25 protein-coding genes and 1 pseudogene are annotated in these 25,314 nt (G+C 63.2%); 13 read left to right on the plus strand and 13 right to left on the minus strand.

Annotated features, from left to right (window positions below; all coding sequences use genetic code 11):
* Nucleotides 1-297 precede the first annotated feature (297 nt).
* From MTY59_RS20340 to MTY59_RS20360, 5 genes are all read right to left on the minus strand, one after another.
* Nucleotides 298-906, minus strand: a complete 609-nt coding sequence (locus tag MTY59_RS20340; protein ID WP_221042747.1) for a TetR family transcriptional regulator — start codon at nucleotides 904-906, stop codon at nucleotides 298-300.
* Nucleotides 907-1,117: 211 nt separating this feature from the next.
* Nucleotides 1,118-2,044 (minus strand): alpha/beta hydrolase, encoded by a 927-nt coding sequence (locus MTY59_RS20345; protein WP_221042748.1) that lies wholly within the window; start codon nucleotides 2,042-2,044, stop codon nucleotides 1,118-1,120.
* A gap of 98 nt (nucleotides 2,045-2,142) precedes the next feature.
* A complete protein-coding gene (locus MTY59_RS20350; RefSeq protein WP_221042749.1) occupies nucleotides 2,143-2,646 on the minus strand; it encodes a hotdog fold domain-containing protein in 504 nt (167 codons plus the stop codon).
* Complete coding sequence (locus tag MTY59_RS20355; protein ID WP_221042750.1) at nucleotides 2,643-3,311, minus strand: enoyl-CoA hydratase-related protein; 669 nt, start codon at nucleotides 3,309-3,311, stop codon at nucleotides 2,643-2,645. The genes MTY59_RS20350 and MTY59_RS20355 overlap by 4 nt, the downstream gene beginning before the upstream one ends.
* A 39-nt stretch (nucleotides 3,312-3,350) precedes the next feature.
* Entirely contained in the window at nucleotides 3,351-3,968 is a 618-nt protein-coding gene (locus MTY59_RS20360) for a TetR/AcrR family transcriptional regulator (protein ID WP_221042751.1), read from the minus strand.
* 144 nt (nucleotides 3,969-4,112) lie between these two features.
* On the opposite strand from MTY59_RS20360, the gene MTY59_RS20365 reads away from it, so the two are divergent.
* The 4 genes from MTY59_RS20365 to MTY59_RS20380 all read left to right on the plus strand — a co-directional run bounded on the left by MTY59_RS20365 (nucleotide 4,113) and on the right by MTY59_RS20380 (nucleotide 8,528).
* Nucleotides 4,113-5,126, plus strand: a complete 1,014-nt coding sequence (locus tag MTY59_RS20365) for a CobW family GTP-binding protein (protein ID WP_221042752.1) — start codon at nucleotides 4,113-4,115, stop codon at nucleotides 5,124-5,126.
* 26 nt (nucleotides 5,127-5,152) lie between these two features.
* A complete protein-coding gene (locus MTY59_RS20370) occupies nucleotides 5,153-5,980 on the plus strand; it encodes an acyl-CoA thioesterase (protein WP_221042753.1) in 828 nt (275 codons plus the stop codon).
* A 321-nt stretch (nucleotides 5,981-6,301) separates the two neighbouring features.
* Nucleotides 6,302-6,532: a DUF6400 family protein gene (locus tag MTY59_RS20375; protein ID WP_250160607.1), complete on the plus strand. Its 231-nt coding sequence runs from the start codon at nucleotides 6,302-6,304 to the stop codon at nucleotides 6,530-6,532.
* Between the two features lie 1,165 nt (nucleotides 6,533-7,697).
* The gene (locus tag MTY59_RS20380) at nucleotides 7,698-8,528 is read left to right on the plus strand and encodes a DUF1906 domain-containing protein (RefSeq protein WP_221042754.1); all 831 of its coding nucleotides are present in this window, start codon (nucleotides 7,698-7,700) and stop codon (nucleotides 8,526-8,528) included.
* Nucleotides 8,529-8,676: 148 nt separating this feature from the next.
* Here MTY59_RS20380 and MTY59_RS20385 read toward each other — a convergent pair whose 3' ends face one another.
* The gene (locus MTY59_RS20385) at nucleotides 8,677-9,300 is read right to left on the minus strand and encodes an NAD(P)-dependent oxidoreductase (protein WP_221042755.1); all 624 of its coding nucleotides are present in this window, start codon (nucleotides 9,298-9,300) and stop codon (nucleotides 8,677-8,679) included.
* 134 nt (nucleotides 9,301-9,434) lie between these two features.
* Here MTY59_RS20385 and MTY59_RS20390 point away from each other — a divergent pair, with 134 nt between their 5' ends.
* Complete coding sequence (locus MTY59_RS20390; RefSeq protein ID WP_221042756.1) at nucleotides 9,435-9,866, plus strand: winged helix-turn-helix transcriptional regulator; 432 nt, start codon at nucleotides 9,435-9,437, stop codon at nucleotides 9,864-9,866.
* Nucleotides 9,867-10,016: 150 nt separating this feature from the next.
* Here MTY59_RS20390 and MTY59_RS20395 read toward each other — a convergent pair whose 3' ends face one another.
* Complete coding sequence (locus MTY59_RS20395) at nucleotides 10,017-10,262, minus strand: hypothetical protein (RefSeq protein WP_221042757.1); 246 nt, start codon at nucleotides 10,260-10,262, stop codon at nucleotides 10,017-10,019.
* Between the two features lie 781 nt (nucleotides 10,263-11,043).
* On the opposite strand from MTY59_RS20395, the gene MTY59_RS20400 reads away from it, so the two are divergent.
* The 5 genes from MTY59_RS20400 to MTY59_RS20415 all read left to right on the plus strand — a co-directional run bounded on the left by MTY59_RS20400 (nucleotide 11,044) and on the right by MTY59_RS20415 (nucleotide 15,712).
* On the plus strand, nucleotides 11,044-12,231 hold the full coding sequence (locus tag MTY59_RS20400) for a serine/threonine-protein kinase (protein ID WP_221042758.1): 1,188 nt from the start codon (nucleotides 11,044-11,046) through the stop codon (nucleotides 12,229-12,231).
* A 233-nt stretch (nucleotides 12,232-12,464) separates the two neighbouring features.
* A complete protein-coding gene (locus MTY59_RS27735; protein WP_284145227.1) occupies nucleotides 12,465-12,590 on the plus strand; it encodes a hypothetical protein in 126 nt (41 codons plus the stop codon).
* Between the two features lie 631 nt (nucleotides 12,591-13,221).
* The gene (locus MTY59_RS20405; protein WP_221042759.1) at nucleotides 13,222-13,503 is read left to right on the plus strand and encodes a hypothetical protein; all 282 of its coding nucleotides are present in this window, start codon (nucleotides 13,222-13,224) and stop codon (nucleotides 13,501-13,503) included.
* 485 nt (nucleotides 13,504-13,988) lie between these two features.
* Nucleotides 13,989-14,843, plus strand: coding sequence for a cyclopropane mycolic acid synthase family methyltransferase (locus tag MTY59_RS20410; protein WP_221046553.1), 855 nt, complete (start codon nucleotides 13,989-13,991; stop codon nucleotides 14,841-14,843).
* A gap of 413 nt (nucleotides 14,844-15,256) precedes the next feature.
* Entirely contained in the window at nucleotides 15,257-15,712 is a 456-nt protein-coding gene (locus tag MTY59_RS20415; RefSeq protein WP_221042760.1) for an MPT63 family protein, read from the plus strand.
* Nucleotides 15,713-15,749: 37 nt separating this feature from the next.
* On the opposite strand, the gene MTY59_RS20420 is transcribed toward MTY59_RS20415, so the two are convergent.
* Both MTY59_RS20420 and MTY59_RS20425 read right to left on the minus strand, forming a co-directional pair.
* Nucleotides 15,750-16,361 (minus strand): LGFP repeat-containing protein, encoded by a 612-nt coding sequence (locus tag MTY59_RS20420; RefSeq protein WP_221042761.1) that lies wholly within the window; start codon nucleotides 16,359-16,361, stop codon nucleotides 15,750-15,752.
* Nucleotides 16,362-17,066: 705 nt separating this feature from the next.
* On the minus strand, nucleotides 17,067-17,672 hold the full coding sequence (locus MTY59_RS20425; RefSeq protein WP_221042762.1) for a TetR/AcrR family transcriptional regulator: 606 nt from the start codon (nucleotides 17,670-17,672) through the stop codon (nucleotides 17,067-17,069).
* A 79-nt stretch (nucleotides 17,673-17,751) separates the two neighbouring features.
* On the opposite strand from MTY59_RS20425, the gene MTY59_RS20430 reads away from it, so the two are divergent.
* The 3 genes from MTY59_RS20430 to MTY59_RS20440 are packed head-to-tail and all read left to right on the plus strand — an operon-like array spanning nucleotide 17,752 to nucleotide 21,761.
* Entirely contained in the window at nucleotides 17,752-19,161 is a 1,410-nt protein-coding gene (locus MTY59_RS20430) for an ABC1 kinase family protein (protein WP_221042763.1), read from the plus strand.
* A complete protein-coding gene (locus MTY59_RS20435) occupies nucleotides 19,158-20,354 on the plus strand; it encodes a cytochrome P450 (RefSeq protein WP_221042764.1) in 1,197 nt (398 codons plus the stop codon). Before MTY59_RS20430 ends, MTY59_RS20435 begins: the two co-directional genes overlap by 4 nt.
* 39 nt (nucleotides 20,355-20,393) lie before the next feature.
* Entirely contained in the window at nucleotides 20,394-21,761 is a 1,368-nt protein-coding gene (locus MTY59_RS20440) for a hypothetical protein (RefSeq protein WP_221042765.1), read from the plus strand.
* Nucleotides 21,762-21,789: 28 nt separating this feature from the next.
* Here the strand turns inward: MTY59_RS20440 and MTY59_RS27740 are convergent, their stop codons facing one another.
* From MTY59_RS27740 to MTY59_RS20450, 4 genes and pseudogenes are all read right to left on the minus strand, one after another.
* A complete protein-coding gene (locus MTY59_RS27740; RefSeq protein WP_284145228.1) occupies nucleotides 21,790-21,921 on the minus strand; it encodes an MFS transporter small subunit in 132 nt (43 codons plus the stop codon).
* Nucleotides 21,918-23,249: an L-lactate MFS transporter gene (locus MTY59_RS20445; protein WP_488656273.1), complete on the minus strand. Its 1,332-nt coding sequence runs from the start codon at nucleotides 23,247-23,249 to the stop codon at nucleotides 21,918-21,920. Before MTY59_RS20445 ends, MTY59_RS27740 begins: the two co-directional genes overlap by 4 nt.
* Nucleotides 23,250-23,593: 344 nt before the next feature.
* Nucleotides 23,594-23,662: pseudogene (locus MTY59_RS27470) on the minus strand (dihydrofolate reductase family protein); the annotation flags it as partial.
* Nucleotides 23,663-24,077: 415 nt separating this feature from the next.
* A complete protein-coding gene (locus MTY59_RS20450) occupies nucleotides 24,078-24,914 on the minus strand; it encodes a PPOX class F420-dependent oxidoreductase (protein ID WP_221042767.1) in 837 nt (278 codons plus the stop codon).
* Nucleotides 24,915-25,314 lie beyond the last annotated feature (400 nt).

Here is a 25,314-nt window from a genome sequence, read left to right on the forward strand (position 1 = left end):
GGTGATCCCTTCCCCGCCACGCGGTCGTGACGCGGGTCAGCGTTTGCGCGACCGGAGGTCGTGGGCAGGTGAGTGCCCACAGGTCGCATTGCTCAACAACGAAGTACGGCGATTGCTACGGTTCGCGCGCTGGAGCCTCAAACGCGGTGAATGCTGCCCACCCACAACGGCTGACGTCCTCGGTGCCGATGCCCGGCTCAGCCTGTTGCTGAAGCCTCCCCGGGCACCGCCACCAGCGCATAGTACATGATGTGCATATCTTGCAGTGCATGCAACATTTGCTACTGGTGTTTCAGATCACTTTGTGAAGATGCTGTTCACCAGCGCCGCGGCACGCTCAACATAGGGCATCGGCGTGTCGGCGGTTTCGTTTGCCTCGCCGCTCGCCCACCTCTCGATGCCGGAACGCACCGCCGTCAGCGCCAGCGCGGAAATCAGCGCCGCCATCTCGTCGTCCGGTCTCATCGCCTGGCGACGCACAATGATGTCGGTCAACTGGTTCTGAAATCGCTCCAAGTCGGCGAGGAACGCCGCCAACACGGCTGGAGAGGTCTTGGCGAGTTCGAGCATGTGGGCCGCGTGTTCGCGTCGCGGCGGCACGTCGCGGAGGTGGTGTGCGGCCAGGGTGATCAGCTCCGCCAGCACCACCGAGTAGGGGGCGGGACCTGCGGCGACGAAGTCCGCCACCAGTTCGGGAGGTATGTCCGAGGGGCCGTAGGCGAGCGCAGACTCCTTGTTCGGGAAGTAGTTGAAGAACGTGCGTGTGGCAATTCCGGCTTCGGCGCAGATCTCGTCGACGGTGACTTTGTCGAATCCGCGTTGCAGCGTGAGGCGCACCGCGGCATCGCGGATGTCGGCGCTCGTCTGGCGGCGACGGCGCTCTCGTAGCCCCACGGGATTGCCCATACCCCATATAGTTGCACGTTGTGCACACTTTGCAGTCAAAAGGTGCCGCGTTCGGGGTCGATGGCGGCGCGGGTCATGCCCGGCGGCCAAGTTTGGCTGATCGAGCTCGGTGGCTGAAGCGACGCGCGGGCCGTCCCGACATCGGGACGTAAGCCGTTGTCGCACAACCTAGTTCGTCTGAGTGCGGCGGATGAGGGTTGGCTGATAGCGGTCATCCGCTGGGTGCGAGCGCGCCCCGCAGGTAATCGCATTGACTTTCGAAGAACCGCGTCGATATCGGCGCCTTCTCCGCAATCTGATCGAACGCATGAAACGCGCCCGGGACGATCTCCTCGTGGACCGGCACGCCCGCCTCGCGCAGGCGTCGCGCGTACTCCAGGCTCTCCTGATAGAAGAGGTCCAGCGTCCCGACCCCGATCCAGGCGGGCGGCAAGCCCGAAAAATCCTTTCGGCGAGCCGGTGCCGCCTCTTCGGGATCGGCCCCGTTGAGGTACCACTGCCAGGCGAGTTGATTGTCGGATTCGGTCCACATGATGCGCCTGGGGCCGTCGCGCTTGGCGCCGGTGCGATCGTCGAGCATCGGATAAACCAGCATTTGGAAGGCGATTCGTACGTCGTTGCGGTCGTGCGCTCGCTGGGCGACCGCGGCCGCGAAATGCCCACCGGCACTGGCGCCACCGATGGCGACGCGATCCGGGTCGACCCACGGTTGGCGGGCCAGCCACAACAGGGCTGCATAACAGTCTTCGACCGGTATCGGGTAGGGGTGTTCGGGAGCCAAGCGGTGTTCTACCGCCGCAATCGCGAACCCGGTGCAGTGAGACAGCTTGCGCAGGTACTTATCGTCCTGGGCCGCGTGCCCCATGAGGGTCCCGCCGCCGTGGATCCACAGCAGCGCGGGTGCGCACTCGGGAAGGCCCGCCGGGCGGTGCAGACGGACGGTGACGTGCTCGTTGACGGCGGCGACGGGCACGCTGCGGAGGCGTCCCGCATTGCCCATCAGGTTCATGACGGCGCGCTGAAACTTCATACCGCGGTGCAGGGCGTAGCCGCGCGGCACGAATCGCGCGACCTTGCGAAGGCTGAGGTCTAGAACATGTGGGGACGTGAAGGCGTTGTCGGGGAGCCTGTTTGCCATCGAAAAGCCCCTGTTCCCTCGCGCCGGCGGACATCGCTGACCATACAGGAACGGGCTTAGTGTCCAAGGCGGAAACTTCAATGAGGGTGAGCGGCGGATCAGCCACGCCGGGATGGCCGCGGTGAGATGTGCATGGTGATTTCCGCGCGCACCGCCAGGGTTCCGTCGGCCGTGGTGACCTGCACCGGCACGACCAGCGTCGTGGGCTCATCGCCGAGTTCCGGCATGGAATCCAGCGACGCGGTGGCGTGCATGTCTGTGCCGGCCTTGGCCAAATACTGGACAGTCATTCCCACCGGGATCCAGCGGTGGGTGGTTGGCAGGGTGGCTTCGGTCATCATGCCGGCGGCCAATTCGGCAAGGTTGCATGAGGCAATCGCGTGATAGGTGCCTAAGTGGTTGTGGCTGCCTCGCCGGTTGGGCGCGCGCACTTCGCAGCGGCAGGGCTGCAACACGGTGATGGTGGGGTGAACGCTGGAGAAGTATGGCGCCTTCCAACACACTGCCCAGCTGAATATCTTGTTGCCGAAGGGGAATTGCTGCAGCCTGTTCCAGATCCCCAGGGTGAAACTGGGTGCGGTGACGGCTTTCGGTCCGGTCATGATTTCGCTCCGTCTTCGATCAGTGCGCGCACGGCGTGATCGAACATGGTCTGCTTAATCGCGCCCAGCGTGCCCGGATCTTTGCCCTGCAGGGGGCGGATCAAACCGAGGGCCGTGTCGGTGACCGCGTCCTCGGGGCAGGTGGCGTCGACGATGCCGAATCCTTCCGCGTCGGCGCCACTGAAACGACGGCCGGTGGTCATCGAGACGACGGCGGCGCGGGGCGTGAGTTTGGCTTGGATGAGCGCGGCCATGCCGGGGTTGAGCGGGATGCGGATGTCGACCTCGGGAAAACAGAAGTACCCGCGATCGGCGCGCATCACGCGAAAGTCGTGCGCGACGGCCAGCATCGCGCCGGCGCCGAACGCGTGACCCACCACGGCGGCCGCGGTGGGCAGCGGCAGGGTCAGCATGCGTGCCAGCAGCTGGTGCACCCGGCCGATATACCACTGGCCCTGGTCGGTGTGAGCGCCCAGCCATTCCAGATCCAGGCCGTTGGAGTAGAACTTGCCGACGGCGGTTGTGATCAGTCCCTGTGCGCCGTCGGAGACGGCTTGGTTGAGCGCATCCTCGATGTCATCCAGAAACCTAGGGGAGAAACGGTTCTCGTCCTCGCCTAAGCGGACGATGGCGATTTTGTCGGCGTAGTCCAATACCACTGTCATGCGTTCCTCCTGAGTTGCGCTGGTAGTTAAGATGATTCGTCAGCCGCGCCGCTTTGGCGGTTGGGGCCCCACGGTCAGCACGGCGCGTACGGCCGCGTTCAGCTGCGCACGCGCCGTGGCACTCCCGAGCCGGTCCCGGCGCAGCAGCAGCGCGGTGGGCAGGTCGACGACACAGCTCGTTATCGCGTCCACCGCCGCGGCGTCCTTGCGGTCCCAGACTGCGATGGCAAGCCGCACCATCAGCGCGACGAGAAGCTTGTCGAGTCGCCCCAGTTCATCGGCAATGTCGTCGGGAACGTCGTCGGCGAGCACTTCCTCGCGGCGTACGCGCAGCACGAGGGTCGATGAGCCGGGATACCGCTGGGCGAACACCGCCGCCGCGTCGGCGGCGGCGACCACGGCATCGATGGGGCCTGCGCCGGCCAGTGCTTCGTCGGCCAACGAAGTCTGCACCGCCAAAAATCGCTGACCGGCCCGCAGCCAAGCCTGGCCCATCAGGCCGCCCCGTGACGTAAACGTGTGATAGACAGCGCCGTTGGACATACCCACTGCCGCGCTGATCGCCCGGATGGTCACCGCGGTTGGGCCCGACCGCGCCACCAGCTCCTCGACGGCGTCAAGCACAACGTCGCGATCGTGGACACGTGGGCGTGGCATGCGGCCACTATAACAGAGCGCATGCTCTGTTATAGTCGGCCCGGGCCGCTGTCGGGCTTACCTATGCCTAATGGATGAATGGGGACCATGAACGTACGCCCGTTAGCATCGGGTGTCCGGATAGCGATGTGGAGGGCAAGAGTTTTGGCTGCGATACCCGTCATCGCGCTCACTGGCCATCTCGGAGCCGGCAAGACGACGCTGCTCAACCACCTGTTGCGGCATCCTGGCACGCGAATCGGTGTGGTGGTCAACGACTTCGGGGATATCAACATCGACGCAGGTCTGGTCGCGGGCCAGGTCGACGAGCCGGCCTCGATAGCAGGAGGATGCATCTGCTGTCTGCCCGACGACGGTGGGCTCGATGAAGCGCTGGTCAAGCTCGCCGACCCGGCCCGGGGCCTCGATGCCATCGTCGTCGAGGCCAGCGGTCTGGCCGACCCGGTGGCGATCGCGCGGATCATCGGCTTCAGTGAGATCCGCGGCGTCCGGGCGGGCGGGCTTGTCGATGTCATCGACGCCGTGAATCACTTCGACACCGTCGACTGCGGCGCATTGCCGCCGGTGCGCTACGGTGCGGCCTCGCTGATCGTGGTCAACAAGCTCGACCAGATTGCTGAGGATGAGCGGTCGGCAGTGGTGCAACGCGTCGCGCAACGGGCGGCACAACGCAATCCGCGCGTACATGTCGTCGGCGCCACGGGTGGCCGGATAGACCCGGGGTTACTCTTCGACGCGCCCGCCGCGCCCGGCCAGACTGGGCAGCTCTCGTTTCTAGATTTGGAGCCCGAGCACGACCACGACCACGTCCATGCCGATGCCGATGCCATCACCGTCAGCAGCACCGGTTGCGTCGACCCCGATGCCCTGCTCGATCTTCTCGAAGATCCACCGTCGCGGGTATTCAGGATGAAAGGCGTTGTGGCGGTGCGCCACCGCGCGACCGTCCGCGACTACGTCGTCAACCTGGTGGGCAGCGCGATCGATATCGGGAAGACACCGCCGGGGGTCGCGGCCAATTGTCTGGTGGCGATCGGGATGCATCTCGACATCGACGGCGTCCGTGCGCGGCTCGACGACGCGCTGCAGCCGGCGTCCGGGCCGGCGTCGGCGCAGGCGCTACGGCGACTACAGAGGTACCGGCGGTTCGGCGGGTGAGAAGGTATCCGGCAAGATACGTCGTGATGCCATCTTCGCTGGGCGACGTGCTTGCCACCTTGGAGCTCGAGAGGGTGGACCAGTGGGTCTTCGTCGGGCAGCAATTACCTGCACCCGCCAACCACATTCTCGGCGGTCACATCTCCGCTCAGGCTTTGTTGGCGGCAAGCCACACCGCGCCGGGTCGCACCCCGCACAGCGTCCACACGTACTTCCTGCGGCCCGGCGATTCGCGTCAGCCGGTGGACTTCGAGGTCGTCGACCTCCAGGAAGGCCGGACGTTTTCGGCGCGACGGGTCACTGCCCGCCAGGAAGGCAAGATTCTGATGGAGGCGATGTCGTCGTTCAAGGTCGCCGATTCCGCGCCCACTCAGGTCGTCTATCAACCACCCATGCCGGAGGCTTGCGGCCCGGAGTCCCTGCCGTGGGTTGCGCCGCATCTGGCGGAGTCCGCCGAGAGCGCCCCAGGGCGGTGGTCGAGCCTGCGCTGGTTCGAGCGCCGCATCATCGACACCGACGTCGCGCCACCTGCACGGGCGCCGATGTGGTGGCGGCCCGACGGCGAGGTTCCCGACGATCCGGCGCTCACCGCCAGCCTGGTGGCGTACCTGTCGGCGGTGACGTTGACCGAACCGGCATACGCCGCACGCGGTGGTGTTGGGGCGTCGGCTCAGCGTGATCATTCGGTGTGGTTCCACGCGCCGGCCGCGTTGTCGGACTGGCTTCTTTACGATCGCTCGTCGCCGAGTAGCGCGGGTTCGCTGGCACTGGCGAGCGGGACGATGTTCAACCGCAGCGGCGATCTGGTCTGCACGGTCAAACAAGAGATGTACTTCCCGCCGCACACCGGCTGAGACTCCGCCTCGGGGGTTGCATCGCGCTAGGCCGGCAACCATTAGCCCGTCATCAAAGACCCTGTCCCACAAAGATATTCGTCACAGTGACGTATTGCGGGCGATAGGCGGGGAGGGGGAGTAGGGGGCGCGGACCGGCTTCGAGCGTGCGGGAACCTGGCGCCCGTGTCGTCGCCGTCGCGCCGCGGCCGCTGAATTGTCGGTGGTCAGCACCGAGTGTGACGAATGTCAACCGGCAACCGTGACGTAGGTCATAGACCTATCAGCGTCAATAAGGTCATCCTGATTTCTTCGTTTGCGTATCTAATGGCTGGGAGCACGATGGCCGACCTCGACTTTGCCTACGATCTGACCCTCGACGAGGCGCGTAGGCGCAGCGCCATGTTCGAAGCGATGGGTGACGACTGGGACCCCATTGCTGTGCTGAGCGAGGAAGATCGGGCGTACGACATGCTGTACTCGAATCTCGATGAGGAGCAGCAGCGGGTCTACGACGAGTTGGTCCGCGCCGGCGTTCTTCCCGAACGGACGGCTGCTCGTGCTACCGATTGATCCGACCGCGGATCGCGGCCGTCGCGCATGGTTGCCATGCCCGCGCTGCGATCACCGCGCCGAGTGTGGTGATTGTCGGAGCAGTCGCAACTGCGATACGCACTGGCAGTATCTGCTGAGCAACAGAGGCACCCTGGTGCATCTGCAGTGCTCGGATTGCGGCCATCTCTGGTCGACCGACACGCACCGTCGCACGCGCCCCAGGTCGTGGAGGCACAAGCCGAACTAACGCCGGCCAACACCGCGTCTCAACACCCCTGCGCCGCAACGATATTCGTCACAGTGACGTATTGATCCCTGTACCGCCCTGACGGCGGAAGGGGTAAGCGGCCGCCCGTTCTAGGCGAAACCGGTCCATCGGTGGTCGGCGCTTGAGCTCATCGCGCCGCCATTGCCCCGCGACGGCAGCCCGTCGATGACGCTTATCCTCGGCGTCAGGTGAGACCGTACGGAGGTGACGCGACAGCGTAAAACGGCAGGTCACCGGCCCAGGACGGCGTGAGCTCGCAATAGCTTTGTGCCGATAAGCGACATTATGTCAACTTAAGTACGCCGCGTTCATCGGATGAATCACCCCGGCGACCCCCTGCTGAGCATCAATCGCCGTACCCAATTGCCGAACCGGAATCGTTGGCCACGGGTGGCACGAAGACATCGGTGAAGAGGTCGCTCTCTCCACTTCGAGTTCAAGTTCAGGCCGCAACCTCCTGCTCTGACAACCATGCCGTTCGAATCGAGCTCGATCCCGTTCTCATCGGTCACGCTGCGCTCTGACGCGCGGGAAACATGTGGTCGGCTGTCTCGTGGCCGTCGGATAGATCCGCAAGCGCCCAGGCGAAGGAAGTCTTGATTGTGCCGTTGGGTGCGTAGATCGTTACTACATCGCGCACGAATGGGCCGGTAGCGTAACCCAGGCTGACGGCGCGCAAGAATGTCGCGCAAGAAATGTTCTGACGGTCCTGCCTCTCATATTTTTTGTAGATTGGTCGAGAAATACGCACGGATCGAATACGCAGGGCTACCGGTGATCTAGTCGGTTCGCGCGCGGCTTTCGAGGCCCTAAACGGTCGAAACGGTCACCGCTCGATATCCATTTGGAAACGCACCCGTGTTTCGGCTGGCACAGGCCTATCGGCAACTGCAGTCACCTCGTTAACATCGCGCGATGCACGATTTGCCTCCAACGGCAAGCGATGTGCGATTGCGCACGGTTTCCCGGCGCGACGCGCTGCGTTACGCCACCGCGTTGGCCGGTCTGGGTGCCGTATCGGTAGCCTGCGGCACGCATACGGCGGCCGCCGCTTCTCCTCCTCAACTGATCGACTTTGCCGCGCGCCAGATTCCGGCGCAGGAGATCCGAGCTGCCGGCTATAGCGGGGTGGTCAATTACGTCTCGCTGTCACGCCCTGGCTCGTCTTTTGGGGCCAAGCCAATCACTCGGTCCTACGCCGACTCATTGAAAGCCGCGGGCTTGGTGATCGTGAGTAACTACCAATACGGCAAGCCAGGTGGGTCGGCACCGTCCGACTTCACGCGGGGCTACGTCGGCGGCATCGCGGACGCGCGCACCGCTTGGCAGCTGCACACCGCGGCTGGCGGCGGCGAGGGTGCGCCGATTTTCTTCACGATCGACGAAGGCATCAACCGCGACACCTGGAATCGCTTCGCGCTGCAGTGGTTTCGGGGAATCAACTCGGTTCTCGGCGTTCAACGCACCGGAGTCTACGGGGGCATCGATGTGTGCCAGTGGGCCGCGACCGATGGGGTTATCGGGTCTTCGAGCACAGCTGGCCGCCGGTGGGCCTGGCAAACTCGCGCGTGGTCCGGCAATCGGGTCCACCCCGCCGCTGTTCTCTACCAGCGCGTCGTGAGCACCGCGTCCAATCCCGGCCCACGGGTCGGCGGACTCGAAGTCGACGTCAACGATGTCCTAGCGCCCGATTGCGGCCAGTGGGACCTCCATCGGTCGAGTTATCCGAATGGCGATGTGCGATAGGTCCGATCTCTCCCCCAGTCGGAGTGAGACACCGCCGCCAGTCTGAACGAGAATCCCCCGAGTGTTGAGTTAGTTTTCCGTGCGCCCTTTTTAACACCGTCATCTATTCCGGTAGTTGCGGCTCGAAAGCGATGTACGGAACCGCCGTTCACCACAGGATGACGGGTGTGCGTCGCAACCAGGCGTCGCTCGTCAGTTGCTCGACCACGAACTGCGCGACATCGGCGCGCGCTATCTTGCCGCCGTGGACGCCTGCGAGGTCGGTGGTGGCCCGCATGCGGCCACGTGGTGAGCCGTTGGTAAGCATGGCGGGGCGGATAACAACCCAGTCCAACGCACTGGCGCGGATCGCGGCCTCTTGGCGCTCCTTGTCCTTATAGGCGCGGCCGAGCAGCAACGGCTGGAACAGCCGGTCGAAGACGAAGCCGCCGTGGTAGCGACTGTCGCCGACGCCGAGCGCGGAGATACAGATTAGACGGCGCACGCCGGCGCGGGTCATCGCCGAGACGAGGGCTCGGGTCGCGACGGTCAGCAGGTCGACCTCGCGCAAGCCCATACCGGTGCCCAACGCGCTGACGACGGCATCGCAGCCGTCCAACGCGCGCGCGAGGGTCCCCTCGTCGCGGACATCGCCCTCGATCACCTCGGCGCCCGGCAGATCAGAGCGCGCCTTCGCACGGACCAGCGCCACTACGTAGTGACCGCTGGCCGTGGCGTCGCGGACGATCAGTCGACCGGTTGCGCCGGTTGCCCCCAAAACCAGAATCTTCATGCATTCTCTCCTAACGCACGATGGTCTACGTGTTAGACCTGGTCTATCTTCTAGACCAGGTCTAATATATGGACCCTGAGGCTGCGCCGTAAGGAGGCAGTTATTTGTAACCAGGTGAGATCAAGGGAACCCGTATGAACTCCGTGAACTCCGCAGTGAGCGCGATCGAGCGTTTCAGCCGATACCAATCCGACGACGCCGAGTCGGTAGGACCCGTGTATTGCCCGGTGCGCGACGTGCTCGACCGCATTGGCGACAAGTGGAGCATCCTCATGATCATGACCCTTGCGGCGCGACCCCAGCGCTTCAGCGAGCTTCACCGAGCTATTCGCGACATCTCCAAGCGCATGCTCACCCAGACGCTGCGCGATTTGGAGCGAGACGGACTGATCACCCGCCATGTCTTTCCGACCAAGCCGCCGAGCGTTGAATATCGCCTCTCCCCGCTGGGCGAATCCCTCCTCGAGCCGATGGCGAGCCTCATCGATTGGGCCGACACCCGTTATTCCGATATCCATGAGGCGCGTGCCCGCTTCGACGGCGCACTGTGTGATCTGGCACGTTAATACACGTTTAGCCTCGATTTTTCGGGGCTTTCTGCACATCTACATACGTTGTGCTGCAGCACCTTTCAAACTACTCGGCCATGCCGATGAGTTTAGTGCGGTCTGCCCGAATTCTCTCGTGTGGCTTAAGGCGACGCGCCGAATCCGCTGCTAACCCATTGTCAAGATCGCGCCCGTGGCGACGCCGATCACCGCCAAGAGGGCTACTAAAATCACCGTGATCGCCGCGCGCACGATCTCTTCTTCCGTGAGTCGCCAGCGCGGCTTCAATTCGGCGAGAATGGTGTCCCCTCGACAGGCCATCGCGTTCAGTTTTGCGACCGCCAAAAGGACATCGTCATGCCCGTGAGCCGCGTCTGTCTCGACTGGGTCGTGCGCGGCGGTTGCAGTGGTCATGTCAGCCCCCAGGCTTGCGGACGCCGATAGGCGCTATTGAAGGTCGAAAGCTTCGGCCTTCTCGTATATCCGAAGATACAAGTGCGAGATCACGATTGCGGTAACGATCCTTAACAGTCACAGCACACAGTCGTGCTCCCGCACTGCGTTTGAGATCTTGTCAACGCAGCTAGCGGTTGGTTCCAGACCCCGACGTCCTACATAGAGTGAGCCGATGTCCTCAGTTACAGGGTATGTCGAGCTGACCAGCTTCCTTCGCTTTAACCAGATCGCACACCTCGACCCACTGCGTGAGAAGGCTTATGGCCGATAATCTTTCGGCGCCCTGGTGTGCCGTGATCTCCGTCAGGTGATGTGTTAAAGGGTTACGAATTGCCAATTGCAACGCCGGCCCGTCCTCTCCCCCGGCGACGTCGTGCCGGAGCAATATGCAAAAACCGAATATGCCGGGTTACCAGTAAACCTCAGCTTGTTCGTTATCACACTGCGCGCCAAGCGCTTTCATAGCAGGTTCGCACGGCCCTCGGTGGCTGGCGGTGGTGGCCCATAGGCCATGCCAGTGATCGATCTTCGTTGCCCATCCCTGCCTATGTCTTGCCCCTTCGGAAGGGGCCAGCACGATGCACAAGGCGCCCTGCCATCGCAAACCGCAGGCCGAGCAAATGTGCGCGCCTGTGCGCTCGCTCTACCTGTGTCGAGCACGGGAGCGTTTTGAGCCGCCGCTGTTCGGGTACACGACGCCCACAATTGTGACCGCAGGGGCGCGAAGTTAGCAGGGCGAATGGACACCCGCGTGTTGCTCGCCGGCCGCTACGAGGTGCGCGGCAGGCTGGGTCGTGGTGGCATGGCCGAGGTTTATGACGGCTGGGATACCCGACTGCGCCGACCGGTCGCGATCAAGCTCCTCCACCCGGCCGTGAGCGCCCAAAGCGGCATGCGAAACCGATTTGACGCGGAGGCCCACGCGGCCGCGGCACTCAACCACCCGAATATCGTCGCTGTCTACGATAGCGGCGAGCATGACGGCAGGCCGTTCATCGTCATGGAGCGGTTGCCCGGTGGAACCCTGGCTGACGAGGTGTGCCATGGCCCACTGTCACAGCAGCGGGTCCACGCCATGCTCGACAACGTCCTGGCCGCGCTGACTGAGGCACACCGCGCCGCCATCTTGCATCGCGACATCAAGCCCGGAAACATCCTGCTTGGCCCGGGCGGCGCGACCATGAAGGTTGCAGACTTCGGGATTGCCAAGACTCCAGAAGCCACCAAGACGCTGACCGGCCACATTCTCGGCACCGTTGCTTATCTGAGCCCCGAGCGACTCGCCGGTGCGCCTGCGTGTGTTGCTGACGATCTTTACGCGGTGGGCGTCGTGGGCTATGAAGCACTCGCCGGGCATCGCCCGTTCCCACAAGAAAATATGGCGGAACTCGCCGGTGCCATTCTGCACGGACGGCCGCCGAAGCTGGCCGAACTGCGACCCGACGTCGAACCCGGCCTGATCATGCTGATCGAACGCGCGATGGCGCACGACCCGCGCCAGCGGTTCGTTAGTGCAGAGGAGATGCGCGACGGGCTGCACCACCGTCATACCGCGGCCGCAGCCATCCCGGTCGCCCCGCCGCCGTACCCGGTCACCAAGTTGCTGGAAGTGCCGGTTCCCGACCCGCCCACGAACACTTTTTCCCCGGCACTGGTCTCTTCGACGACAAGCCGCAGGAGAAAGGTGCTGAGCGTCCTGGCGGTCTTGGCGGTACTGATCCTTGTCCCGCTGGCCCTCGCGCTTGATGCGTCGTCCTCGCACGCTCCCGGAGAACCGGCCACGACCACCAGCACGACGGCGCCGGTCCCCGTTGGTAACGCCGAGCTACCACCACACCCGCCGCCGACGCAACAGCCTCCCGCCCCGCCATGGCACGGCCCTGGTAAAGGACACGGCAAGGGCAATGGAGGGGACCGGGGAGATTAGCGCGGCCACCCGGAGCAGTGCGGCGGGAACGCTTTGGGGTACGTAATCTGACACAGTCGCCGAGGTGGCTACGTCAAGAGCCTCAGCGCGAATCCGCGTGTGCGTCAAGGTGGCCGCCGCTGGTACGACGGCACCGTCACGATCATCGACAGCGACGACGTGCAGGCCCGCCGCCGGCCGAATCGACGAGGGAAACGGAATCGCCGGCCGACATCCAACGCTCCGTTGGCTGGTTGCCAGGCATCGACGGCAACGCCTACGCCGCCGAAGGCGTCACCCTGTTCACCACCGAGATCCATCCCACCGACGACGGCTATGACTTCAGTCAGCACAAGGAAATGATTGCGTGGCGCCGCTAAGCGGCAGGTTGGGCGAGTTCGTGGTTGTGACACAAGGGAACCCGATCGCCACGATCGCCATGGCCCGGGTGTCCACTCCCTTGCGCCCCCACCAGATGATCCAATCCACGGCGGGATGGGATTCACGTGGGAATTGTCCGCGCACCTGTACCTCAAGGGGGCGCGGTCTAGCCCGTTGTTGCTAGGGGAGGCTGAGGTGCACCGCGAACGTCTAGCGCAGCTGATCGGTCTTTGAGCCATCAGTCTGTGCAGACGCCTTCTGTCGACGACATGAAGGCCCGCTGGCGCCACCCGAAGTCGATGAGCTGGTACGACCGGTGTCAGAAGCGGTTCGCCGAGCTGCCGGAGAGATGACACTCTGTCCCCTGCTTGGATTTTGACCGACCCGGCGGCTATTTGGCGGGCGGGATACGGCGGAAACGAATACGGCGGGATCGAGCAAACGAGTCTTTCCATTCAGCCGGCACGTTAGGACGACCGCAGGCAGCCCAACTGCCCGGGGTGTCACGGGCGGCCGCTAATTCAACGTCAATGCCGTCTACATCAACTTGACCGAACCCACGCGGACAACACAGCGCCGTTGAACAACTGCGCAAACGCGATCCGGCGCTTCTGGCCTAGCATTCCCACCATGACCGACGAAAACGATGAGCTAGCAGCCGTCCTGCAATATCTAGAAGAAGACGAGAAAACGGCCCTTGAAAATGGACGCAAGGATCTGGCGGAAAGGATCGCCACCCAACGACGCAAGCTCCTCGAGCCACCGCCCACTGATCTGGTTGCACTCTTGAACGACATTGCTGACGGGCTAGAAACGAGCCTTGAAGCAGCGGGGGTCGATGACATTCTCACCGGCGACACGATCACCTATATCCGTAAAACCGCCAAGGAGATCGACCGCTACGACCGTTGACGCGGCCCTACACGGTGCGGGCTGGGTGGTCGGGCGGCAAATGACTACAACTAAAGCACCCCAACCGGTTTCAGCGCGTGCTTCTGCTCACGGCTGCGCACGTCCCCGCGTGACAACGTCAAAGCTAGTCTCCTGGCCAGGGTGCCTAATTCGGCGTCGACCTCTTCGTCGCAGTTGGGATCATCGGCGTAGACACGGTCGACCGCGGCCCGGTAATCCTGACCGTCCGGTGAAAGGACGCCGGCTCGCCCCTGGCCACCATGCTCGCTCGCCGTGGACTGACAGTTTGCGTCCTCGATCGCACCGACAAGGACCCACCCGGGCGGCAAAAAACGATTAGGCGATCGAATCGGAAGTCTGCCAATTCATTTGCGTGAAGGCAGGGTTGGTTCCGATGGCGTAGCGTTATTGCGCATGTTAAGCAATGGCGGAGCGGCGTGGAGACGGCTGTGAAAGCGGCGGACGAGACAGAATCAGCGACGGCGATGGAGCCGCACTTCGAAGAGGTTCAGGCGCACTACGACCTCTCCGACGATTTCTTCGGAACCTTCCAGGACCCGTCCCGCACCTATAGCTGCGCGTACTTCGCCCGCGACGACATGTCGCTGGAGGAAGCGCAGCTCGCCAAGATCGATCTGGCTTTGGGCAAGCTGGACCTGAAACCCGGCATGACGCTGCTCGACGTCGGATGCGGGTGGGGCTCGGTGATGAAGCGTGCAGTCGAGAAGTACGACGTCAACGTCGTTGGCCTGACGCTGTCCAAGAACCAGTGCAGGTTCGCCCAGAAGCTGCTGGATCGGGTGGACTCCGCGCACTCGCGCCGCGTGTTGTTGCGCGGCTGGGAGCAGTTCGACGAATCCGTCGACCGAATCGTCAGCATCGAGGCCATCGAGGCGTTTCCCCAGGAGCGGTACGCGCCGTTCTTCCAGGCGTGCAGCAAGATGCTGCCCAGCGGCGGACGGATGGTGTTGCAGGCGATTCTCGGCCACCCGCTGAAGCGCTGGCCAGAAATGGGCATTCCCATCACGATGACCGATCTGCGGTTTATGCGGTTCATCGCCAAGGAGATCTTCCCGGGCGGGTCGGTGCCGTGCGACGAGGACATCGTCAACCTGTCGCGGGACGCGGGGTTCGCGGTCGAGCAGAAGGAACTTTTGGACGAGCACTACGTCCGCACGCTCGACTTGTGGGCCTCGGCACTGGAAGCCCACCACGACGCCGCGGTCGCCGCGACCTCCGAGGAGGTCTACCAGCGGTACAACAAGTATCTGCGGGGCTGCAGCGACTTCTTCGCCCGGGGAATCAGCGAGTTGGGGCAGTTCACACTGGTCAAGGGGTGATCACAGCGCGCCGAATACCAACGCCGCGCTGCGTCCGCCGAATCCGAAGCAGTCGGTGATCATGACCCGTAGTCACCGTGCCCGCGACCAGGCAAGGACGCCGCCAAAGAGAAAGAACCACATGGTTTGGCGCCGACCAATTTTGCACAGCCCGACGATGACGATGACCACGCCGGCCACGATTGCCGGTGAGGGGCGTCTCACTGATGCGCGGGATGCGGTACATCTCGCGTGATGCACCCTTCTCAGCGATGCCAGAAGTACACAAGAATGGCTCTCTGGGTTAGCGGAACAAACGAGCAGTATCGGCAAGCGCTATTCAGCAAACGTTGGGTTTGAAATTTCGGGCTTTGGATAGACCTCAAGGAAGTTGCCGCTCCTGGATAGCCGGCACCTCACGAAGGGAGCCCGTCGTGGCGTTCTCACACATTGCATCGAAAACAACGGCAGCAACGGCTGTATTGGCGGCAGCCGGAATCCTCGCGGCGACGCCGGCATTCGCCGATCCGCAAGTGCTGCAATTCGGCCAGATGGCCGAGCTTTCCAGTAATGGTGGCACTATCGACTACACCGTGAGCAACCTGCAGCCCAGCGGCCACAACGACGGCGTGTGGTACTCCGACGTCACGGCCAAAGGTGTGAGCGGCAACGCCACTCCGAACATTGCCGACTTCAACGCCCGGGCCGTCAACAGCTCCACGTTCGCGGTGCTGAAGGGCAACCAGACCGACGGCCTTCCTGAGGGGCCCCTCCCCTTGGGCACCCCCGTCACGGGGCGCATTTACTTCGACGTGCGCAACGGTACGAACCCCGACAGTGTCGTCTACCGGGACGCCGGAGGCACGGACAAGGTCGTCTGGAAAAGCTAGCGACTCGCCTACACGGTCGATGAACGCCTGATTCGGGCTACAGCCCGGACGGTACAGTTTGGCCATTTACCGTCACCCCGACCTGCCCGGTCTTCGGATTGAACTCGATCTTGCCGTGCTCGAAATTCGACACGAGCAAATCACTGACGGTGTTCACATCGCTGGTGGGAAAGCCCAGCGGACCTGCCGAACCGTTTGTGCCCGTGACCGCAGGCACGCCATCGGGATCGCGTGGGACATTCCAGGCCTCCCGGATCTTCCCCAAAGTGATATATGCGGGCGTGCCGGCCTCGTCGTTCTTGGCGGTGATCACGCCACCCTGGAACTGCTGGAATACCAGGCCGCTGTCGCGTGTTCCCGCGTTCCGGTCGCCCGTCAGCGGCTTGCCGAGAGCCTTCTTCTGGTCCTCGGTTGCCGTCGAGTACTTGGCAGCGATCGGGCCGGTGAGAGTTACCTCGATGTCGCGCTCCCCGATGAGCTTTACCTCGGTGGGCTGCGCTGGGGATTTGGACGTGGAGGTGGCGCTCACCGCGACGTGAGGCGGTGCCGACGCATCGACGCTCTTGCCATTACTGCAGCCGACGGCGGTAATCAGCGCGACGGCGGCCAGGCCGACGACTGCCGGGTAGCGGTATGCGATCGTTCTCATGGGCTTCCTCTCAGTCTTGCTGTAGTTGCGGGTCAAGTTGCGGATGACCTCCTCGCCCGGCGGGGTCGTATGACGAACCACGTGAGTGGCGCAGGCGGTCGGCGTCTTCGTAGCTCCGAACGAACTTACGCCGCGGTCATAGACGGCGAGCCAGAGCACCGCTCGGCCCAGCGACGCGGACCGGGCACGGCTCCCCCGCCGTTCTCCCGCCGGTTCTACGCTTGTTATTCAGGCTCGCCGTGCAGATCGTGGTGGGCTGTCGGCGAGCTCACCATCGGTAGCTTGCGAGCGCCGCCCAGCGATCCCGCGATGCCAAGCGTCGTGGATTTTCATGTTATGGACGACTGAACCGCAATCGCTGCACACAAAGAGACTGGGTAAACGACGCGCCTCGTAAAGCTCGTAATCGGGTCGTGCCTGGTAACGCCCGATATTCGGTTCTTGGTCTGCCATGTGGGTGCCCCTCGCGTCTTGGATAACACGTGCAGATACGTCGATGTCTAATCGGCGATGCCGAACTGAATTTCGGTTTTTTGGATCCGGCGTCGAGATGCCAAAAACCGAGTGTCGGAAGCATTTGAGCACCCTGCTGTCTATATGCGGCGAACTTAAAAGTACATAACCTGCTGCCAAGGTGTGTACTCGCGAAAATGTAACTCAGCTTCAAACGAGTGGCCCATCGTTTCGACATAAGACTGGCTGGGGTTAGGACGTCGTCCTGAGCGACTCGATGTGGCGGGCCAGCATCGCTGTCCACCCGGCGATGTAGCGCTCATCGTCTGTATCCGTCGCAGGCACGCGGAAGACGGTGTTTGTCGACTGCTTGCCCAGCAGTGCATCTACGCCGATAGCTGCGATCGTCTTAACGTCCTGATGGCTCGCTTTCGGGGCCCAGCCGTCGACCCAGTCGGCGACTTCGGCGTAGAGGCCTTCGATAAGAGCGGCGTAAGCACTGTTGAGCCGCGGGGATTGCTCTGGTGGTGTGCGCGCGGTGATTTGGAGGAGCTGAGTTTCTTCGTCGAGCACTGTGAGGACGTAGCGGCCGAGCATGGTCAGTTCGATGCGCAGATCACCAAGGCCGGCGAAGAGCGTGCGGATGTCGTGCATCGCACGGCGTCGGTCGAGTTGGCGGTCGATGCCTGCCTCGAGGAGCGCTTCCTTGGACTTGAAGTGGTGGTAGAGCGCTCCAGAGCCCGGTGCCAGGCCTGCGGCGGCTTCGATCTGGGTGACGCTTGTCGCTTGGAAGCCCTGTTCGCCGAAGAGGCGCATGGCCTCGGTGACCAACCGATCTCGTGTGGGCGCTGACGGCATTGACGACTCCAAAGTGAGCTCTTAATATCAGGCAGAGATTACTTTAGCGCACCGGTCGACACGCTGCTAGGAGATCCTGATGCCGAGCACGGAAAATCCCCTCCCGCAGGGTCGAGTCCGGCGCACCATGCCGCTGGCGGGGTTCACCGCGCGCGCTGCCGGCGGACGAATTGTGGCCGGACTGCGGGAGAAGGCCGGCAGTGCCGGGGCGGTGGATCGCTTTCATGAGCGCACCGCCGAGCGTTATGCCCAGCTGCTCGGACACTCCAAGGGCGTGCTGATGAAGGCCGGGCAAATCTTCTCGATGGTTGACTCCAGTGCCGTTGGCAATGGCGAACTGTCGCCCTACCAGAAAGCGTTGACCCGGCTGCAGGCTGATGCGCCACCGATGGATCCACAGCTCGCCAGAGAAGTCCTGCAGGCCGATTTAGGGCAAAGCGTCGAGGAGTTGTTCGCCAAATTCAGCGATGAGCCTATGGCGGCGGCCTCCATCGGCCAGGTCCACTATGCGGTGCTGCCGGACGGCCGCGAGGTCGCCGTGAAGATCCAGTATCCCGGTGTGGCAGAAGCGATCCGCGACGATCTGGCCAACACCGAATTGTTGACCACGTTCTATCGATTCGCGGCTTCGACGTCAGGTACCACCATCCCTGATTTGCGGTCGGCGACGCGGGAGATCGCCGCGCGCATATCCGAGGAAATCGACTACCGGCACGAAGCCGCCACCATCACCTCATTCAGCCGGCTCTACCGCGATCACCCGTTCATCCGCATCCCCGAGGTCATTCCCGAGGCGTCCGGTGATCGGGTATTGACGATGTCCTACCTCGACGGCATGGACTGGGCTGCAGCCCAGCAGGCTGACCAAGGGCTCAAGAACACCTGGAGCGAGGTGATTTGGCGATTTGTTGCGGGTAATTATCGGCACTCGAGCTTATTTCACGCCGATCCGCATCCGGGCAACTACCGGTTCCTTCCCGACGGCCAAGTCGGGTTCCTTGACTTTGGCTGCGTCAAGGTCCTCCCCGAATCGCTACGCCGCAATGTAATCGCGGTGGCTCGGGCGATGGCGGAGGGCCGCAAGCACGACGTACGCGACTTGATGATCGCAATCGGGTTTTTCACGATTGACTCCACCATTACCACCGAGGAGGCGTACCGGTGGTATGCCGAAATTTTCTTTGAACTGCTTGCGCCGCAACCAGTCACCTATTTGCCAGACACCGCCCAGCGGGCGATTCGTGCGTTCATTGACGTCCGGTCGCCAGATCACCTGGTCCGTCGCATGTCGGTCCCCCAAGACTTGGTGTTCACGACCCGGATCAATCTCAGCGTCAACACAATATGCGCAGCGTTGCGTGGAACCGTTCACATTCGCGCCCTGATCGACGACCTTGATGGTGCGGCCGAGCCGATTACACCGCTGGGTAAAGAGCACGTCGCGTGGGTGCGCAAGCGCGGCCTGCCTTTTGGGCTGGATGCCCGATGAACACACCTGAGACCACGACTACGGCGCGGCTTCCGTGGGATCCTGCAGACCCCTACCCGTTTTACGAGCGGTGTCGTCGCGACGGCAACGTGGTGTGGGACGACACCGCACACGCCTGGCTGGTAGTCGGCTACCACGCGGCCCGACAAGTGCTGGGCGAACCGGGATGGACCAGTGATCCACGGGCAAACCCGAACACACGAGCAGCGATAGATGCCTTGGGTTCGGAAATGATCGACCGGTCCATGCTGCTCACCGACGGGGCCAACCACCGTCGTCTGCGGGACTCGGTGCGTGATGTGTTCACACCGGCTTTCATCGCCGGCCTGACCGACGGCGTCCAGGCCATTGCCCAGAACGTGATCGACTATCCCACGGCGGGCGCTCCATTGGACTTCATGAGCGAGGTCGCTCTGCCGCTGCCGCTGACCGTGGCAGCGGAGTGGTTAGGTCTGGATCCCGGCACGGCCGAACTGCTACGCGCAGAGTCACCGGCGATCATCCGTATGCTCGGCGCACTGGCCGACTCTGAGGAAATCAACGCCGGCGCGGCGGCCTTTGCGGCAATGGTCGCCGAATTCTTGCCACTAGCCGCGGATCGCCGAGCACACCCCGGCGAAGATCTACTCAGCTTCATCGCCGCCGCCCCAGCACTGCAGCTCGACGACGTCGTCATCACTGCAATCCTCATCGCGGTCGCTGGCCACGAGACCACCGCAAACCTGTTGGGTACAGCCATGATTCGGCTCTTGGAACCCATGGCGGACGGCCACCGACAAATTGACACCCTCGACCCAACCGACCCGGAGGTGCTCACCGAACTGCTACGTCTCGACGGGCCAGTACAAGCCACCGCCCGCACCGCCACCCAGGACCAGCACGTGGACGGCTCGGTAATCGCGGCCGGCCAGCAGGCCCTTGTGATCGTCGCGGCCGCCAACCGCGATCCGACCGTCTTCGATCACCCCGACCAGCTGCACCCAGACCGCGGCGGGCCCGCGCCCCTGGCATTCGGCTACGGAGCCCACTACTGCCTCGGTGCAGCGCTGGCGAGACTGGAAATCACGGCGGCCTTGCGTCAGGTCCTGACCCGCAAGCCCGAACTGCTCGACCCCGTCACCTGGCGCGATACGCCAGCCATCCGCGGACCACTCAGCGTCCCAATCGTTTTCCATGCGCCCGCGGCGAGCTAATCGTCGGTATCACGTGCCGTCTTTGGAAAGGACTCTGCCGTGACTACCGCCGCGCGCTCGTCGGTTGCGACCGCTGAAACACCCGATCCGGCCGGAGCCGCGCCGCAGTGGACGTGGCTTCAGCAGTTGGGTTTCCGACTGCTTTTCATCGTGGGTGCTGGAATGCTTTTGGTCACAGGTGGTGTGATCCTGCTGGTCACAGTGGATGTCAATGTGGTGCTCAACAATGCGGGCCGGTATCCACTCCAATCGGGGATCTGGCTGCTCGCCCAGATCGGCAGCTACCTGATTCGCGGTCGCGGCGTCGAGATCACCAAGTCGGCCGGCTCAGACTTGTTGTGGTTCTGGTGTTTGCATCTCGGTTGGATCGTGGTGGCACTGCCAATTGCCGCGGTGTGGACGGTCATGGATCGGCGGCGTTCGGAGTACCGGCGTCTGGCCGCATCGCTGATTGTCTTCGCGCGCTTCGGCTTAGCGGTGGTCATGATCCTCTACGGGCTGGGCAAGGTGATTCCCGTGCAGATGGGGTTCATGGCGCTGCCGTATCACCAGCTGCGGTTGGTGGGCGATACCAGCCTGTTCGAGACACTGTGGGGCTTCATGGCGGCCTCTGAGCCGTACTCGGTTGCGACCGGGCTGGTGGAAGTGGTGTCGGGAGTGCTGCTGCTGTGGAACCGTACGCAGCTGCTGGGGGCGCTCGGGTCGGTGATGGCCATGGCGCAGGTGTTCATCCTGAACATGGCTTACGATGTGCCGGTCAAGCTGGCTGTCGGCGAATTATTGTTGGTAGCAGTAGGTATCACGGTGCCGTACTGGTCGAACCTGGCGCGCGTGGTGTTCAATCGCGGCGAGACTCGCCCGGTCGAGCCCTGGCTACCGCTCGGCGCGGACAAAGGTTGGCTACGGCGAACCGGCGTGGCCGCCAAGTTCGGCGTCGCCGGGATGATGCTGGTGTTCACCGCCGCGCGGGGTGCCGTGTTGTTCACCGTCTATCACACTCCGACCTCAACCCTCGACGGGGTCTGGCGCGCAACGTCATTCACTGTCGACGGACGCGAAGCAACGCTGAACCAGACGAGCCCGCAGCCGTGGGCCAACGTGGCGATCGCCGACCGCAACAAGGTGCCGGAGATCGGCGTGGTCAGGTTTGTCAGCCAGGTGCCGGCTGGTTACACCACCACGTGGCTGCTCAAGGTCAACGGGGACCGCCTGGAGTTGCGCACGCGCGAGTCCGATTCGGCGCAGGTCCTGCTGCGCGCGACCCAGTCAGATAAGGATCACCTGGAGCTGACGGGCGAATTGGACGGCAGGCAGATCAGGGGCATGTTCGAGCGCCGGTTCATGCAACGCAATGAATCGAGTTTTCGGCTCATCAGCCCGCCGATACCGCTGGATTCGGTGCGGTAGTCCCTGCCCTCGGCCACTGTGCGGCCCATCAATTGCTGAACAGCTGGGTCGCCTTCGTCACCAGCTCCACGACGCCATACCCGAACGGGAGGCCGACCCATAGCCACGGCAACGCCACGAGCGCGGGTTGGACGCGGCGGTCGCTATCTGAGTCGGTCATCGTTGTTTCTCCGTTTGCCGTTGGAAGACGGTTGTGGGCTCGAGTAAGGCGTTCTCGGGCAACGCGAGCTCGTGGTGTTTGGTAGCCACGGGCCTGATCAGTTCGTTGCAGACCACGCCGACGAGTAGCAGGGCGATCATCGCCGCGAACGACACGACGTAAAGATCCGGGCCGTGTTTTCCCATCGCTTTCTGCGAGTCGGCGATCGCGTTGACGATCAGTGGTCCCAGCACGCCAGCAACCGACCAGGCGGTGAGCAGTCTGCCGTGGATGGCACCAACCTCGTACGTGCCAAACAGGTCGCGCAGGTAGGCCGGGATGGTGGAGAACCCCGCGCCGTAGAACGACAGAATCAGCAGCGTGCAGACGAGGAAGGTCACCTTATTGGAGTTGGTCGTCAATTCCATGGCCAGGTACAACAGAGCGCCACCGCCCAGATAAAACCGATACATGTTCTTGCGGCCCAGCAGATCTGACAATGACGACCAGCCGATCCGGCCCAACATATTGGCCAGCGACAGCAATGCGACATACCCGGCGGCGGCCGACGCCAGCGCAGCCGATTTGGGGACAGTCGGGAAGAAGTCCTGATAGATCGGTGCAGCCTTTTCGAGGATGCCGATCCCAGCGGTCACGTTGAAGCACAACACCACCCACAGCAGCCAGAACTGGGGCGTTTTGATCGCGTTGGCAGCCGATACGTTGGCGGCGCTGATCAACGTCCTGGGCTTGTAGGGTGTGGGTTCCCAGCCGTCCGGCGTCCAACCCGGGGCCGGCACCCGCACCAGCATCGAGCCCATCGACATGAAAACCGCGTAGGCGCAGCCCATTACGAGGAACGTTCTGGCAACACCGTCAGTGGTGCGGCCGAACGCGTCGAGCAAGGTGCTTGTCCACGGCGATGCGATCAGCGCTCCACCGCCGAAGCCCATGATTGCCAGGCCGGTCGCCATGCCCGGGCGATCTGGGAACCACTTGATCAGCGTGGAGACCGGCGAGATGTAGCCGATACCGAGCCCGACGCCGCCAACCACTCCGTAACCGAACACAACAAGCCAGTATTGATGCACCATGACGCCGGCTGCCGCGACCACCAGCCCGCTGCAGAAGCAGGCGGTGGCCACGAACATCGCCCAGCGGGGGCCGCGGTGGTCGACGCGCGTGCCCAACGCTGCCGCCGAAAGACCCAGCATCACGATGCCGACCGTGAAGGGCAGCGCGCTGGCGGTACCGGAGATGTGCAGGGTTTTCTCCAGGGGAATCTTGAATACGCTCCAGGCGTAGACCGAGCCGATGGCCAAGTGGATGGAAAGCGCCGCCGGGGGCACCAGCCAGCGGTTCCATCCGGGGTTGGCAACGATTCGCGAACGGTCGAGCAAACCAACGGTTGCCATGAATCCCTCGTCTCGGGTCGCTGGGCGGGAATTTCGTCCCGTCGTCACTATCGGATCTGCGAAACCGCCGGGTCAATATTGCGTTGCTTATCGTCTTATAAGTGAAATCTATTGAACGGGAAGAGGTTTAAGCCTTAGCCGAGATGCGGAATACGCCGACCTGTGGTGTGAGGTTGCCTGTACGCCGCCGCAGCGCACGGAGCTGTGTGTTCGTCCACGAAGTCGATAGCGGTGTAGTGGTCACAGGGTCGACTGGTCAATGATTCACATGGACCCGCAACCGTGACGCGGTCGACCAGGCCGGCGGCTATCAGCGCTCGGTTCATCGACAGGCTGCCGTGCGAGCGCTTGCGATCGTCGTGGCCGCCAACCGCGATCCGACCGTCTTCGATCACCCCGACCAGCTGCACCCAGAGCGCAGCCCTGGCATTCGGCTAAGGAGCCCGCTACTACCTCGGCGCAGCTCTGGCGAGACTGGAAACCACGGTGGCCTTGCGCCAGATCCTGACCCGCAAGCCCGAACTACTCCCCCTCGTCGCCTGGCGCGGTACGCCGGCCATCCGCGGACCCCTAGCGTCCCAATCGTTTTCCGTGCGCCCGCCGCGACGGCTCGTCGGCCCGCCGATACCGCTGGATTCGGTGCGGTAGTCCTTTGCCGGGCACGCAACTTCAATCTTGGGCGCTGCCCATCCGAGGTCACACTTCGTGAACGGCGCATCACCCTCACCTGACTGCTCGTCAATTCAACGGACACCATCGCCATCAGGCTGACTGGCGGGTAACGGGCGATGTCCGAGATTCAGGAAGTGGAGTCAACTCCAGGTGGACCGTGCGGCCGAACTTGGACCGCATGAGCCGGTGTGCCGATGGCACGAGCACACCATGCAGGAAAGGGTATTTCTGCCGCAGCAGACGTGCCGCCTTCAGATATTCCGCCCCCTCCAACAGACGGACGTGGCCAGGTAGCGCAGCTCCCGTCGGCTTGCCCGATGCCGTTGCCGGGCCGAATTCGACGCTTGGGTTGCGGCGCATCCGGCGCACTTTGACCGCCCGTTCGAAACTTCGAAAGTAGGCGCGATCTCCTTCCACCACGATGCTGACCGGACTGGAACCCGGAGTGCCGTCTTTGCGAAAGGTGGTGAGCGCGATGGTCTTCTGGCGCACGAATGGGGCCAACGTCGAGGTGGTTGCCGTGCCGACGGAGCCCAAGACATAGCCGAGTTGATGTAACCGCAACGCGAACGCAAGCGCCAGCGCAAACGACACCACACCCAAAATCCACGCTTGGCCGACGGAACCACCTACGTCGAGGTCGACAGCATGGTTCACCGTATGCACCGTGTTCGCGACAAGAAATCCGGCGAGCGCAGTGGCCAGCGCGTCCTGCCAGATCAGCGCTAACAGCAGGGTGACGCCCAGGCCCACCTGGAACGCGCCCACGTCATGCAAGAAGTGCCGGTGCGTACCGAATCCGACGGCATCGGCGAAGGAATTCGGATCAACCAGGCACCACACCCCGATCCCCGCGGTGACCGCTCCAACGGCGGCTGCGACGGTGATCAGGTATATCTGCGCCGGCGTACTCGAGCGAGGCATCATGCCGTCCTTCCGTAAGTGCTTGCTTCTCCCCCCTTCTCGCTAGACGGAATAGGACATCGATATGTGACGTGATGAGCGATGGTGCCGGCCCGCGGTAAGTGTTCCTACCGCCGAGGGATCAACGAGTCACGCTCTGGTGCGCGGCGCTCGACAGGTTGCGTGTCTGGACGTCGGTGTTGCCACCATGCCCGCAAGGTTTCAACGTCGATCGGCGTCGTGGGCTCGTCAAAGGGCGATGGTGCGGTGTACATGATGCCTTCGTTCGCCGTAAATTGAAGACGGCTACGTCCACTATTTTACCGCATGCATACTTCGCGGCGAGAATATACGCTAGCGTCTACTAAGCGGATATCTGGGAGGCGGCGTTCGCGCAAGCCATCAAGCCGTAGTAGGCCTTCGC

Source organism: Mycobacterium senriense (assembly GCF_019668465.1).
Classification (GTDB): Bacteria; Actinomycetota; Actinomycetes; order Mycobacteriales; family Mycobacteriaceae; genus Mycobacterium; species Mycobacterium senriense.